The organism is Streptomyces sp. NPDC002265 (assembly GCF_040296125.1).
Lineage (GTDB): Bacteria > Actinomycetota > Actinomycetes > Streptomycetales > Streptomycetaceae > Streptomyces.
The window spans coordinates 1-15,300 of the sequence record NZ_JBEOWS010000005.1 but is presented as its reverse complement, the minus strand read 5'-3'; the positions used below and the strand labels follow the sequence as shown (position 1 = coordinate 15,300).

The 15,300-nt window shown below is 74.5% G+C and carries 6 protein-coding genes and 1 pseudogene; all 7 read left to right on the top strand.

Annotation, left to right across the window (positions count from 1 at the left end; all coding sequences use genetic code 11):
* The first annotated feature begins 36 nt into the window (after positions 1-36).
* A complete protein-coding gene (glpK, locus tag ABT085_RS01680) occupies positions 37-1,551 on the top strand; it encodes a glycerol kinase GlpK (RefSeq protein WP_351600419.1) in 1,515 nt (504 codons plus the stop codon).
* Positions 1,552-1,796: 245 nt separating this feature from the next.
* Positions 1,797-3,794, top strand: coding sequence for a phosphorylase family protein (locus ABT085_RS01675; RefSeq protein ID WP_351600418.1), 1,998 nt, complete (start codon positions 1,797-1,799; stop codon positions 3,792-3,794).
* The gene (locus tag ABT085_RS01670) at positions 3,795-6,773 is read left to right on the top strand and encodes a DEAD/DEAH box helicase (RefSeq protein WP_351600416.1); all 2,979 of its coding nucleotides are present in this window, start codon (positions 3,795-3,797) and stop codon (positions 6,771-6,773) included.
* Complete coding sequence (locus ABT085_RS01665) at positions 6,770-8,005, top strand: hypothetical protein (RefSeq protein WP_351600414.1); 1,236 nt, start codon at positions 6,770-6,772, stop codon at positions 8,003-8,005. Before ABT085_RS01670 ends, ABT085_RS01665 begins: the two co-directional genes overlap by 4 nt.
* Before the next feature lie 236 nt (positions 8,006-8,241).
* The gene (locus tag ABT085_RS01660; protein ID WP_351600412.1) at positions 8,242-10,722 is read left to right on the top strand and encodes a VWA domain-containing protein; all 2,481 of its coding nucleotides are present in this window, start codon (positions 8,242-8,244) and stop codon (positions 10,720-10,722) included.
* A gap of 166 nt (positions 10,723-10,888) precedes the next feature.
* On the top strand, positions 10,889-14,932 hold the full coding sequence (locus ABT085_RS01655) for a tubulin-like doman-containing protein (RefSeq protein WP_351600410.1): 4,044 nt from the start codon (positions 10,889-10,891) through the stop codon (positions 14,930-14,932).
* Positions 14,929-15,300 (top strand): annotated as a pseudogene (locus ABT085_RS01650) (hypothetical protein); the annotation flags it as partial. The gene ABT085_RS01655 and the pseudogene ABT085_RS01650, both read left to right, overlap by 4 nt.

The following is a 15,300-nucleotide window of genomic DNA, read 5'->3' as shown; positions in this document are numbered from 1 at the left end:
CCCGCTTCCTCGGACCGTCGGAAGGCAGACCCGATCATGGTTGAACGGTATGTGATGTCCATCGACCAGGGCACCAACTCCACCCGATGCATCCTGTTCGACCATCACGGACGGCTGGTGTCGGTCGCCCAGCGTGAGCACCGGCAGCACTTCCCCCGGCCCGGCTGGGTCGAGCACGACGTCGTCGAGATCTGGCGCAATCTGCTGCGCGTCGTGCCCGAGGCCCTGTCCGCCGCGGAGGCCGGCCCGGACGAGGTCGCCGCCGTCGGCATCGCCAACCAGCGCGAGACGACCGTGCTCTGGGAGCGGCGCACGGGCGCCCCGCTGGGCCGGGCGATCGTCTGGCAGGACACCCGCACCGCGCCGCTCGTCGAGGAGCTCAGGATCCGGCCCGGTGACGGCTTCTTCCTGGAACGCTGCGGACTGCCTCCCTCCACCTACTTCTCCGCGCTGCGCATCCGCTGGCTGTTCGACCACGTCAAGGGGCTGGAGGAGCGGGCCAGGGACGGCGAGGTGCTGTTCGGCACCATGGAGAGCTGGCTGATCTGGAACCTCACCGGGGGAGTGGACGGCGGGCTGCACATCACGGACGCCACCAACGCCGGCCGCACCATGCTGATGAACATCCGCTCGCTGACCTGGGACGACGAGCTGCTGGCGTTCTTCGGGGTGCCCCGCGCCATGCTGCCCGAGATCCGTTCCTCCGCCGAGAGCTACGGCGAGGCCCGCGCGGCACTGCCCGGCGTCCGGATCACCGCCGCCCTCGGTGACCAGCAGGCCGCGCTGTTCGGACAGACCTGCTTCTCCCCGGGCGAGGCGAAATGCACGTACGGCACCGGCAGCTTCCTGCTGCTCAACACCGGTACCGATCTCGTGCGCTCCCGGCACGGGCTCCTGACGACCATCGCCTACAAGGTCGGGGACGGGCCCACGGTCTACGCCCTGGAGGGCTCGATAGCCGTCACCGGCGCCCTGGTCCAGTGGTTCCGCGACCGGCTGGGGCTGATCAGCAGCGCGCCGGAGATCGAGACCCTCGCGCGGACGGTCGAGGACAACGGGGGCTGCTACATCGTCCCCGCGTTCTCCGGCCTGTTCGCACCCCGCTGGCGCAGCGACGCGCGCGGGGTCATCGTCGGCCTCACCTCGTACATCACCAAGGGGCACCTGGCCCGGGCGGTCCTGGAGGCCACCGGCTGGCAGACCCGCGAGGTCGTGGACGCCATGAACGCCGACTCATCGGTCGGCCTGCGGGAGCTCAAGGTCGACGGGGGCATGACCGCGGACAATCTGCTGATGCAGTTCGTGGCCGACGTGCTCGACGTGCCCGTGGTGCGTCCCATGGTCGCCGAGACGGTCTCCCTCGGCGCCGCCTACGCCGCCGGGCTCGCCGCCGGGTACTGGCCGGACATGGAGGTCCTGCGGCACAACTGGCACCGGGCGGCGCAGTGGCTGCCGGCCATGGACCCCGCGCGCCGCGTGTCGGAGTACGAGAACTGGCAGCGGGCCGTCGAGCGGTCACTGGGGTGGATCAGACCACCGGGCCTCCTGTGACGGCGGGCGCCCGGGACCTCACGCGGCGCTTTTCCCTTCAGGAAAACCGATGATCGGAAATGCTTTGTTCGTGATCGTGTGATGGCATTCCGATTTCGAGTTCCGGGCCGTTCCCCGTGCGGAATTCCCATCGCGCGCCGGGCGTGGCACGCCGTGGAGTATGGTCGCCTGCCTCGGCGTGCGCGGTGCCGTCCGTCAGGTCGTCGGGAAATATTTCAGCGGGGGAATCTCAGCGGGGGAATGCCGTGAACGGTACGCGGACGTCCACCGGGCCCGTCCTGGTGCTGACCGCCCTGCCCGTGGAGTACCAGGCGGTGCGCGAGCTCCTGGTCTCCGTGCGCAGGGGCCCGAGCCACCAGGGCACGGTGTTCGAGGTGGGCTGGCTCGACGGCACGCCGTGGCAGATCGTGCTGGCGCAGACCGGAGCCGGGAACCACGTCTCCGCGGTGCTCGCGAGCCGTGCCATCGAGGCCTTCGGCCCCCGCGCGCTGTTCTTCGTCGGCGTCGCGGGCGGGCTGCGGCCGGACATCGCCCTCGGCGACGTGGTCGTGGCGACCAAGGTGTACGCCTACCACGGCGGCAAGGAGACCGGCGAGGGATTCGCGGCGCGGCCCGTCTCCTGGCAGGCCCCGCACGAGCTGGAGCAACTGGCCCGCTTCGTGGGCCGCGACGGCACCTGGCCGGCGGCGCGGCCCCGGACCGGCGGCGGACACGCCCCGCCGGCCGTCCACTTCAAACCGATCGCCGCCGGCGAGGTCGTCTCCGACGCACCGGAGTCCGCGCTGCGGAGGCAGCTCGACCGGCACTACCAGGACGCGGTGGCCGTAGAGATGGAGGGCGCGGGGGTGGCGCACGCGGCCCACCTCAGCAACCGGCTGCCCGCGCTGATCGTGCGGGGCATCAGCGACCGGGCCGACGGCACCAAGCAGCTCAGCGACGAGGCCGACTGGCAGAGCGCCGCCGCCCGCAACGCGGCCGCGTTCGCCCTGTGCGTCGTGCGCGAACTGGCGGCCGGGGACGAGCAGCCGGGCGCGTCCCCCGGCTCCTGCGCGTCCCCCGACCCGTACGCCTTCCTCGACCCGTACGCCGCCTCCGATCCGGACGGGTTCCTCGTACCCGACGGATTCTTCGTGCCCGACGGGTTCCGGGTGCCGGCCGCTCCCTCGGCCTCCCTGGTCCACCGCAGCGAGTCCGCGCCGCCCCTGCCGTCCGGCGCGCCGGCGCACCCGGCGCCGTCCCCCTGGCCGCCCCCACCGCCGTCGTCGCCCCGGCCGGGGTCGCCGTACCCGCCGACGCCGTATCCGCCCACGCCGTCGGCCGCGGGGGCGGACGGGCAGCCGCCGTGGGCCCCCGGGCAGCCGTGGACCGGCGGACGCCTCCTGGCCACGCCGGCCTGCCGCTATCTGCTGCACGACGAACTCCTCGACGAACAGCCCTCCCCGGACCACGCGCTCGTCCGGCACCAGGCGGTGGCCTGCCGGCTGGAGCCGTCCGAGGCGGGCACCGCCTCGCCCTACGTCTGGCTGCGGCACGCCGAGGTACGGCAGCCCACCCCCGACGCCCTGGAGGAGCTGGCCGCCCTCGGCCGGGAACACGACCTCCTCGGCCGGATCCACCGACGCGCCCGCGGCCTGCCGGGCCCCGGACGGTACGAGCGGATCGGCGACCGCCGGGCCGTGCTCGCCCTGCCCTGGCCGCCGACCCGGTCCAGCCGCCGCTGCGGGACGCTGCACAGCGGCTGGCTCGCCGGCCGGCCCGCCCCCCTGAGCGCCGGCCGGCTGGCCCGGCTGCTCGGCGCGGTCGCGGGGCTGTGCGACACCCTGGCCGCGCTGCACCGGGCCGGCGCCACCCATCGCCTGCTCGCCCCCACGGCCGTCCTGGAGCACGACGACGGACGTCTGGTCCTGCGCGACCTCGGTCTGGCCGCCCACGCCCCGCGCCCCGGCGAAGGACCCACCCCCTACCGGGCGCCCGAACAGTGGCGCGGCGGCCACCGGCCGGGTCTCGTCGGACCGCCCGCCGACGTCTACCAACTGGCCGCCCTCACCTACCACCTGGCCACCGGCCGGCCCCCGGAGCCGCAGGGAGCCCCGCCGCCGAGCTCCCGGCTGGAGCGCGCCCCCGGCAGCCTGGACCGCGCGCTGCGCGCGGCGCTGGCCGAGGACCCCGGCGAGCGTCCCGCCGCCCGCGCCCTCGGCACCGCCCTGCGCGCGGCCCGCGACGACCTGCTCGGAGACGCCTGAATGCGCCTGCGCACCGTGGACGTGCCCGGGAACCTCGTCCTGGTCCCCGGCGCCGCCCTCGAAGCCGAGCTGCTGCGACGGCGCACCGACCACCTGCCCGAGGACGTCCACGGCCTCGCGGCCGATCTCGGCGGCCGGGAGCGCGGCGTACCCGCGATCGTCGCCGAACCGCGACGGCCCGGCGGGGACCGCAGCCTGCTGCTGTACGGCAGGTCCTATGTCGCCCGCCTGTACCGCAGCAGGCGGGAACAGGGCGCCTACCGGGTGGCCGCCGTCCTGCCACTCGGCTTCCGCCACCATCGCGACATCGAGCGCGGCTGCCTGCTGGTGCGGCCCGGCGGCTGGCTGGCCCGCCACCCCGACGCCGGGACCCCCGCCGGCAGCGACACCCACTGGCCCCTGCTGGAGGACGCCTGGCGACGGCTCACCGAGGAGCTGGCCGCGCGGCACGGCGCACCGGGACTCGCCGAACGGCACGCCCGCTTCCTCGACACCGTCGAGCGGGCCGTCGACACCGTCGAGGAGATCACCGCCGACCGGGCGCGCGAGACCGGCGACTTCCCCTACCGCGCCGCCCGCGCCGCGGGCGAGCGGCGGCACGGGACCCGGGCCGTCTACACCTTCGACCTGGCGGTCGACCGCCTGCCCGACGAGGGCGCCTTCGTGCAGATCAGCGGCGAACGAGACCTGCGCGGACAGGTCGTCCGCGCCCCCGCGGGCGGCACCTCGGTCACCGTGTCCTTCGACCGGGCCGTCGACTGGGACAGCGTGCCGCGGCAGGGCGCGCTCCAGCTCCCCACCGCACAGGCGGTCCACGAACGACGGCGCGAGGCGGTGCGGATCCTGCGCGAGCGCCGGTCGCTCAACCCGCATCTGCTGGACGTCCTGGTGGACCACCGGGTCCGCCCCTCGGACCCGGCCCCGGACGCACCCGGCGAGACCCTCGACCCCGCCCAGACGGAAGCCTTCCGCAGAGCCCTGGCGGCCGAGGACCTGATGCTCGTGCTGGGGCCGCCCGGCACCGGGAAGACCCGGGTGATCAGCGAGATCGCCCGGGCGGTCGCCGCCCGGCCGACCAGGGAGCGCGTGCTGATCGCCTCCCACAGCAACCGGGCCGTGGACAACGTCCTCGGCCGGCTCCCCAAGGACCTCGTCGTCGTCCGGGTCGGCAACGAGTCCCGGGTCACCCCCGAGGGCCGGCCCTACCTCCTGGAGGAGCAGGCGGCCGGGCTGCGGCAGGAGATCCTCGGCCGGCTGGAGACCAGGCTGGCCGCCCGGGGCGACATCGAGGCGGTCCAGGAGTGGTACGAGACCCTGGGCCGGCTGCTGGACCGGCTCGGCACGCTGGCGGCCGAGGAGACGGTCCGGCGCGCCGCGCTCGCCGAGGCCAGGCGGTCCGCGGGCGGTCCCGCCCTGACGCGGGTGGACGAACTGCTCGCCGAGGGCCGACGCCTCGCCCGCGAGGAGGAGCGCGGCACCCGCAGGACCGAACGGCTCACCCGCTCGCGCGACGCGGCCCTGCGCCGCACCGGTCCGCGGCCGGTCCGCTTCGTCTTCCGGTTTCTCGCCCGGCGCCGTGCGCGCCGTCTCGCCCGCGCGGAGGCGGCGGCCGCCGCGCTCGCCGGGCGGCGGGCACGCCACCGGCGGGACCTGGCCGAGGCCGAGCGCGTCCTCGCCGAGGCCACCGCCGGCATCCCGGCCGTGCGCACGGCACTCCGCGCGCTGGAGGAGGCCGCCGGGCACGCCGCGGCCTGCCGCGCCGAGGCGCGCCACGCGGCCGGCCGCTGCCGGACCCTGCTCGCGGCCGCCGGGGAGCCCGCGTCCGACCTGGCCGGGCCGTCGGCGGAATCCGGTGGCGCCGAACCGGAACCGGCCCTGCTGTACGACGGCCTGACACGGCGGCTGCCGGGCCTGCTGGCCCGGCATGCCCTGCTGGCCGAATGGCACGGCGAGGTGGCGTCGGCGACCGGGCAGCTGCACACGGAACTGATCCGTTACGCCCATGTGGTCGCCGCCACCTGCATCGGGGTGGCCTCCCGCCCCGAGCTGACCGGCCTCGGCTTCGACCTCGCCGTCATCGACGAGGCGGGCCAGATCGCCGTCCCGGACCTGCTCGTCCCGCTCGTCCGGGCCCGCCGCGCGGTGCTCGTCGGGGACCACCGGCAACTGCCGCCCTACCTGGACGCCGAGGCCGGCGGCCGGGGCGGGCGCCGCGCCGACCCGGACGTCACCGCCCTGCTGGCCACGAGCGCCCTGGAGATGCTGCAACCGCACCTGCCCGGCTCGGCCGTCGTGTCGCTGACGAACCAGCGCCGGATGCCGTCGGCCGTCGCCGACTTCGTCTCGGGCGCGTTCTACGAGGGCAGGCTGCGGACCCCCGGCCCCGACCTGCCGCACGACTCCCTGCTGTTCCGCGCCCCGATGGTGTTCGTCGACACCTCGCGGCTGCCGGACGGCCGACGCTTCGAACAGGACGCGGGCGACCCGTCGGGCGGAGCGCGCACGGGATACGTCAACCCGGCCGAGGCCCATCTGCTCACCCTGCTCGCCGCCCACTACGCCGCCCGGGGCGAGGAGTGGGCGGTGATCGTGCCGTACGCCGCCCAGGCCGCGCTGATCGGCACGGCCCTGACCCGGCGGACCGGCCGGGCGGAACACGTCGGGCAGAACCTCGGCACGGTCGACTCGTTCCAGGGCGGCGAACGGGACGTGATCCTCTACGGCTTCACCCGCAGCAACCCCGCCGGACGGGTGGGGTTCCTGGACGAACTGCGCCGGGCGAACGTCGCGTTCACCCGGGCCCGCCGCCAGCTCGTGCTGGTGGGGGACCTGTCCACGTTGACCCGGGCCCGGGACCCGGGCTTTCGCGACCTCGTCCGGGCGCTGCGCGAGCACGTCGCCGCCCGCGGCGAGCTGCGGTCGTACGACGAGCTCCGCGCGCTGCTGGACGGTATCGGGACGGAGGGCGGCGGCCGGTGAGCGCGGGGACCCTGCAGGCGCCGTGTCCGCCGTACCTGGCGCTGGAGAACGCCGCGTACACCCTGGGCATGCGGCCCACCGGCATCCACGCGGTGCTGCTGCCCGTGTGGTGCGTGCAGGTGCGGGCGACGGTCACCGAGGCGCAGCCCTACGACCTGATCGACCGCTTCGTCGAGCGCGGCATCGCCGAGGCGGGGCTCGCCACCGCCGGGGAGCTGGCCTCCTTCCTCGCGCTCGACCCCGCCCTGGTGGCCCAGGTCCTGGCCTTCCTGACCGCGATCGGCCATGTCACCGAGGACGCGGGGAGGCTCGGGCTCACCGCGCTCGGCCATCGGTCGGTGCAGGACGGCAAGCGCTACACGGTGACGCACGGCGACCGGCGCAGCCTGTACTTCGACGGGTTCCGCTCCGGTCCGCTGACCACCGCCCACTACCGCAACGACACCGTCGTGCGCGTCCCGTACGACGGCACGGCGCCCGGGTGGCACCGCGGCAGCCGTCCGCACCGGCTGATGGCGCACCCGTTCCGCGACGAGGCCGTGCGGGAACTGGCGGACGCCCCCGGACGGGAGGGCTTCAACCTGCCGGCGGGCATCGACGGCCTAGAACGCGTGGGCGCGCCGGAGTGCCTGCACCTGCCCGCGTACGTCGTGCGCGCGGCCGAGGACGACGGGCGGACCCGCCATCTGGTGTACACCCGGGCCCTCGACGGCGAGCACGACGTCCTCCTCTCGGCCGCGTGCGAACAGACACCGGAGTGCGTGCACGCCCTGCGGAACGAGGAACTGGCCGCCGCCCGGTCGGTCGAGCAGCGGATCACGGGCTGGCTCAGCGGCCAGGGCCTCGGCCGGTACCCGCCGGTACGGGATTCGCAGGGGGCCTGGCGCGTCACGCTGCCGCGCGACCGGGTCGGGGCCGGCGGCCCGGTCGGGCTGCACCGGATCGGCGGGTTCGTCGTGCTGGGCGGCTCGTTCTTCCAGTTCTGGTGCGAGGACCGGGACACCAGGGCCTGGGCCCTCGTCGAACGCCTCGACCGGCAGTTCGGCGCCCGGCTGCGCCACGATCCCGTCGGTTTTCGCGCCCGGGTCGACTCCCTCTGCCGGCAGCTGGAGCTCGGTCAGGTCGACCTGGAGACCCTGCGCCGGGCCGCGGTCGCCAAGGGCAAGCACGGACTCGCCGAACGGCTGCGCGCGGCCCGGCTTGCGGAGCCGACGACAGACGATCGGAAATAGGTCATGAATGAACAGGCAATGACGGCGAGCGTGCTCGAAAAGGCGAAATATATTTTCGGATGATCGCTAATTAAGAGTGGTCGCTTTATCTGTCGGGGAAAGAGGAGATTCCGGCCAAAAGCGTGGCCCGGTGACACTAATCTCTTCGTGCAGGACGCCACCGAAGGGATGTCGTTCCGGCAGTCGTCGGAATGCGGGGAATTTCGGGGGCTTCGGAATGTGTGGGGGAGCCAAGCGTGACGTATACAACGGGGGCGGTCGGGCGTGCGTGCGCACGCGCCTCGACGACGAAGGAGCACCCCCTCCTCGCGGTGCGCGCAAGGGCGTACCGCCTCGCCGCCGTGGCGCTCGCCGCGGCCGCGCTGCCCGCCGCGGCACTCCCGGCGGCGGCGCTCCCCGGCACCGCACCGACGGCCCTCGGCACGGACGCCGCGGGGCACGGCCGGCCCGCCGCCGTGGCCCCGGCCGCGACGGGCGCCTCCGACGACCCCGTCGACTACGCCGTCGCGGTCGACGAGTCGGCGAGCCTGGGGGCCGGGGAACTCGACCGGGAGAAGGACGCGGTGGCGGCGATCGCCGTCAGCGACCCCTCGCCCCGGTCGAGGATGGTGGTGTTCGGCTTCGCCGACGCCAGGACCGCCACCCAGTCACCCGTCGACGAGGTCTGCCCGATGCGGCAGCTGGACACCGTCGGCCGGGAACAGATCGCCGAGTGCGCGGGACAGCTGCGCGAACGCACCCCCCAGGGCGGCTCCGGCACCGACTTCATCTCCGCCGTCCGCCAGGGCGTCACCCGGCTGAAGGAGGCACCGGACTCCGGGCGGCCCCGGGTGCTGTTCCTCCTCACCGACGGCTACCTCGACGTCAAGGACAGCTACCGCTACCGGGGCCTCGACGACCGCACCCGGGACGAGCAGGCGGACGAGGACCTCACCCGCGCCCTGCGGGAGGCCGCCGACGCCAAGGTGCAGATCCGGCCGCTCGGCTTCGGCAGAGCGGTCGACCGCAAGCGCCTCGACGAGATGGCCGCCGGCGGCTACCGCAACGGATGCCGCGACCTGCCGCAGACCAGGCCGCAGGCGGAGGTCGTCGACGCCGAGAACCTCGGCAGGGCCCTGGAGACCGCGTTCGCCGCCGCCCGCTGCCTCTACCGGGACCCGGGCTCGCGGACCAGGCCCCCCGGCGACCTCAGCGTGCGAGTCTCCCCGCTGGCCACCGAAGGGACGATCGTCGTCTCCAAGGGCGACCCCCTGGTCACCGCCACGTACTACGACCCCGAGGGCCACAAGATCACCGACCCCGGTGACGGCGCCGGGGACGGGGAGTCGTCCTTCGAGTTCACCGGGCGCGGCAAGCCGGTCGAGTCCCTGCGCATCACCCGGCCCCTCGCCGGGACCTGGCGGGTGCACCTCGACGCACCCGCCGGACACCGCGACCGCACCGCCAGCATCAGCGTCCTCTGGCAGGGCGCGGTCCGCTCCGACATCCGGCTGGAGAAGCCCTCCCCGAGCGCCGGGGAACGCACCCGCGTGGAGGTCGAGGTCCTCACCAGGGCCGGCGTCAAACTCGACGAGCGGGACCTGCACGGGATCACCGTCTCCGGACAGCTGACCGGCAAGGGGTTCCCGCAGAAGGTCCCCATCACGCTCACCGACGACGGCCGCGGCCAGGACGAGCACGGCCTCGACGGCGTCTTCTCCGGGACCGTCACCGTGCCCCGCGACGCCACCGGCGACCTGCTCTTCTCCAGCACCGTCGAATCCGTGGGCCTGCGGCCCGACACCCGCTCCTACCCCACCGGCATCGCCCCGCCGAACGCGAAGTTCGGCGCCGTCCTCGACATCCCCGCCGCCACCGTCCACCCCGGCGGCCGCGTCACGGGCACGCTCAAGGTCAGCAACAAGGACACGGCGGCACACACCGTGCGGCTCGCCGTCGCCGACGCCGAGGGCACCGGCCTGAGCGTCGACCCCGCCGAGGTACCCGTCGAACCGGGCTCGGCCCGCACGCTCGACGTCACCGTGCGGGTGGCCGACGCCGGCGGGCTCGGCGCGCCGGTCGACGACGACGGCACCGCCCTGGGCGGCAAGGTCACCGCCGCCGACGGCACCCGGGTCCTCGACGACGCACCGCTCAGCATCACCGTCACCGCCGTGCCCAGCCTCCCCCGGCGCATCTGGGACGCCTGGTGGCAGCTCATCGTCCCCGGGGTGTTCGTCCTCGTCGCCGTCGTCGCCGCGCTGCTCTCCCGACGTCGCGTCAAGCGCCTGCGGCTCGCCCCGGGCGGACTCCTCCTGGAACTCCTGGACGCCGACGGCACCCCCGTGTGCAGCCGCAAGGCCAAGACGGGCCGGGGCAACCGGTACGAGTTCGACCTCGTCGACGCCGCCACCGACAACCCCCGGATCGAACGCCGTGACCGGGGCACCTACGCGGTCCGGCGCGACCTCGCCGGGGGAGTGGTGCTGCGGGCCGGCGGCCAGGGCGAGCGGACCCTGCGCTTCGGCGAACAACTGGCGCTCACCGGCACCCTCTCGCTGCGGATCGCCGACGGCCGGGGCCGCCGCCCCGGCACCGGCCGTCGCGGCGGCCCGTCCGCCGGGGGCCGGTCCCGCACGCCCGGTCGCGCCACCGCCAGGGCCGGCGCCTCCGCCGCGACGGACCACACCGGCTCGTACCCGGCGAGCGCACCGGAGCAGGAGCACCCCGACATCTGAGGGTCCGCCCGACACCACCGTGGCAGCCCCGCACATCCCACCGGGCGGGCGGCACCCCGAGCCGCCGTCCGCCCCCACCGGACCGCGCGTCCACGACCGCGGTCCCCCCACCCGTACTCGACCACCAGCGACCGGGACGCCCCGCGTCCCGGCGGAGGACCACCATATGAAGATCTTCCAGCCGATGCTGTTCGTCGGTCTGGGCGGCACCGGCGGACTGGTCGGAGCCGAGCTGGAGCGACGGCTGCGGGCCGAACTGTGCGGACCCGACGGAACCGCGCTCAACCGACTCGGCATTCCGCTGCGCTACCAACTGCCGGAGTGCCTCCAGTTCGTCTACGCGGACTTCAGCGAGTCCGAACTCGCCCGGCTGCCCCACCTCAGCGCCGACAACGCGCTGCGCGCCGCCTACGGCCGCACCGCCCGCGCCACCCACGACCTGCTGCCCGACCACGACAGCTCCCCCGAGGTCACCCGGGAACTGCGCGCGGTGATGCGCGACGAGGTCAGCGGCTGGCTGCCGCCGCGCACGGGCGAACCCAAGGTCACCCCGCTGCGCAACGGCGCCGGCCAACTGCCCACGGTCGGCCGCGCCGCCCTGTTCGGCACTCTGCGCAACGGACTCGACCCGGTCATGGGGCCGCTGCTCCAGGCCATCGACGCCATCAGCCGCTCCGGCGGCGAACTCAGCCAGCTCGGCGGCGGACCGATGTCCGGCTGCGACGTGTTCGTGGCCTTCTCCGTGGCCGGCGGCACCGGCGCCGGCATCTTCCTCGACTACCTCCACCTGATCGGGGAGGCGTTCCGGGCGAAGAACTTCACCGGCGCCCGGATCTACCCGCTGGTCGTCATGCCGTCCGCCTTCCCCACCGCCTCGGGCGGCGGCCGCGAGGCCGAACTCAACGCCGCCCGCGCCGCGGTGGACCTCTTCCGGCTGGTCGACGAACAGAACGTGCCGACCGCCGAGTCCGACCTCGGCGACACCGACCTGGACGCCGCGACCCACATCCGCTACCCGGGCGTCCACCCGATCCGGCTGCGCACCGGCATGGTGCCGACCGCCTTCCTGTTCAGCCGCACCGCCGGAATCCGGCCCGACGACCTGCGCCGCTCCATCGTCTCGCTGGTGATGTCGCTCGTCGGCACCGAACTGGGCGACGGCAGCGGCCCGCGCGCCCGCGCCGACGACGACTACCAGACCTTCGCCGCGAGCTTCATCAACCGCGGCCTGCACCGCGCCGTACGCGCCGCCTCCGGGATCGGCCACCGCGGGGTGTCCACCAGCCTGGTCGCCTCGATGACCGCACCGCTCGACGAACTGGCCGCGCTGGTCTCCTCCCGGATGCTGGCCATGTCCGTACGCCGGCTCACCGAACCCGTCGCCAAGGCCAGCCACGAGTACGCGGGCACCGTCCGCAAGATGTTCGCCGACTCGGGTCTGGACGAACTGTGGACCCGCGAAGCCCTCCCCGTACCCGACCCCGACCCCCTGCCCCGCGGCGGTATCGCCATCGAGCAGGCCCTGCGCGACCGCATCAGCGACATGCAGGGCCTCCTGGACGACCTGCGGCGCAAGGTGGACCGGCGCGCTCCCGCGCTCGCCGAGCAGTTCGCGCCCCGCGCCGCACTGGAGCGGGTGCTGCGCTCCGCCGACCTCTTCCAGGCCGAACGGATCGTCAAAGGGGTGCCCGGCGACCAGGACCCGGTGACCGTGCTCGGCTTCCTCGGCATGCTGGACAACCGCGGCCGGCAGCCCGTACGCCCGGCGGGCGTGGACGCGCAGCCGCCTCCGGTCCCCCGGATCAAGGGCCGGATCGGCGGCCTGTCCAAGGCCCACTGGGGCGATGCCGACGTGGTGGCGGCCGTCGAGGCGCAGGACCGCTGGTACCAGTGGCGCAGCCGGGTCGTCTGGCACGAGGGGTGGCGCCGCCAGGAGCAGCGCTGGCGCCCGGCCGCCGCGGCGCTGAACGCCGAACTGAGCCTCCTGGTGGAGGCGTTCCGCAAACACGTGGAGGAAGAGCCCAGAGCCTTCCAGGAACAGGTGCAGGAGCTCTACGACGACCGCACCGGTGTCTCCTACCTGCTGCCGCCGCAGAGCAACCTCCGCGACTTCTACGACGACCTGCGCGAACGCCTGATCAAGCGGGTCGGCCTGCGGGACAACGACGACGAGTCGGCGCTGCTGCTCAAACTCGTCGACGCCGACTGCTGGCAGTCCTCGTACACCGCGGGCCGGCGCAACCCCGCCGCGGCCGTCGCGACCGTCAAGGCCGCGGTCGAGCAGCGGGTCAAGACGCTCTTCGCGGAGAGCGGCATGCAGGCCGACGAGCGGCCGCTGCTGCCGTCCATGGCGATGCTGCTGAGCGCCGCGGCCGGGGTCGGCGACGCCACCGAGGAGGTCGGCAAGACCGCGCTGGAGCAGTTCCGGTTCAAGATCGCCGGTCTGCTGCCGCACGGGTTCGTGCCCGAGGGCGGCGGACCGCTGAAGGTCCTCATCGTCTACCCGCGCATCCAGAACAAGGACGCGGTCGAGGAGTACCTGCGCAAGTCCCTGCTGCTGCCCAGGGACGGCAAGCGCTCCATCGAGTTCCGCGGGGTCGAGACGGACTCGATCACCGTCGTGCTCTTCCGCAGCGAGATGAGCCTGACCGAGGTCCCCGAGGCCCGCAACGTGCTGCGCCGCTGGGCCAGGGCCCGTGACGTGGAACAGAGCGAGGACGTGCTGAGCTGGCGGCAGCGGCTCGGCTACCGCGACGACTGGCTGGCCAGCACCGAGGAGGACCGCCGGCACATCCTGCACCGCCTGCTGTGCGCGATGTGGAACGGCCAGCTCACCGTCGTCGAGGGCGACACCGACTCCCCCTCCCGGGTCCGGGTCCGGCTGTACGAGGAGGACGGCCCCGACGTCCCCGGCATGACCCTGCGGCTCGACGACTACCAGGGCGACATCTCCGGCTGGGCCGGACTGCTGCGCTCCTACGAACGCTGGGCGCTGCTGGACGAGGGCCGCATCGTGGAGGACTACTGCGGTGTCCTGATGCGGGTGCAGCCCAAGGGCCTGTCGCTCTCCGGCAGCACCCCCGACCCGCTGTTCGCACGGTTCGTGAACGAGATCGCGCCGCGTCAGCTCCAGCTGCTGGAGAAGCTGGAGCAGCAGTCCGGGCACTGGTCCGCCGAATGGATCGGCCCGCTGCGCCAGTTCTGGGCCGAGACCCTGCCCGGCGCCCTGGAGGTGACGTTCACCGAGAAGCGGGCACTCCAGCCGAACCTGCGGTCGCTTGCGGCCACGATGGCCGACGAGCGGTTCACCGCGGAGGATCCGGGGCCGTCCGGGCCGCCGCGGGCGACGCGGCGCACGGACACGAAGGACGACTGGGGGACCACACGGATCCCCAGGGCGCGCTCCGACGGAGCCGACGAGCCGTACTCCGCCGCGGCCCGCAAGGACCGCGCCGCGCCCCGGTCCACCGCCGGACCTCGCGCCGCGGAGCCGCGCACCGCCGAGCCTCCCCCTGCCGGGCCCTGGTCCGCCGCCGAGCCTCCCCCTGCCGGGCCTCGCGTTGCGGAGCCCCCCGCATCGGAGTCTCGCGCTGCCGGGTCTCGTGCTTCGGAGTCCCGCGCCGCGGAGCCCTCTGCCGCGGAGTCGCGCGCTGCGGAGCCGCCGGCCGCGCAGCACGAGCCGTCCGGCACGAGCGGGTACGACTTCCTCGACTGGCCCGAGCAACCCCGCTGGCCCGAAGGGCTGACGGGCGAGCCGGACCCGGGCCCCCGGCGAGCGCCCGCCGAGCCCCGGCCGGCCGACGGCGCGTCCTTCGGCGCGACGGTCGGCGCGTCCTCCGCCTGGGCGGAGCCCCGGGACGCGGACGGCGACGACGCGGTGGACGACCCGGCGGCCGAGGCGTTCCCGTGGCTGGACGCCGACCTCGACAAGTCCCCATCTCCTGACGTGGGTTCGGATTCGGCGGGAGGCCTTCACCGGAACCCCGCCGGCGGTGATGGGGCCACGGAGCCGTCCGCCACGGGAAGTCCGGCCTTCGCCGCCGACCCGACGCCGAGCGACTCCGTCTGGCGGGACACCACATGGAGCGAGTCCACGTGGAGCCGACCTCGGTGGAGCGACCCCGGCAGCGAGGCCGGGCCGGACCACACACCCGACCGTACGGCCGAGAACCGTACGGCCCGCGACCCCTGGGAGCGTGACCCCGAGTGAGCGAGGTCAGGGACGGGGCACATGCGGTGATCGTGCTGGACCTGCGGTCCGGAGCGCACCGGCTGACGCCCCCCGGCGCACTGCGCAGAGCCGTCCAGAAGCAGCTCAGGCACGAGGGGCTGCCCGAACCGGGCGACGGACACTACCGGTTCCTCCTGCTGGACACCCCGCGCGGGCTGACGGACCACCACAGCCTGTACGAGCAGGTCCTCGGCTACGGAACCAAGGCCTGGATGCTCGGTCTCGTGATCGGCGATCTGCCGGGCACGGCCGACACCGACGCACCGGGCGGCCCGTACGACGACGTCCCGGCCGCCCTGGAGACGGACCCCGACACCGAGCCCGGCGCCGGGCTCGGCCCCCGCTTG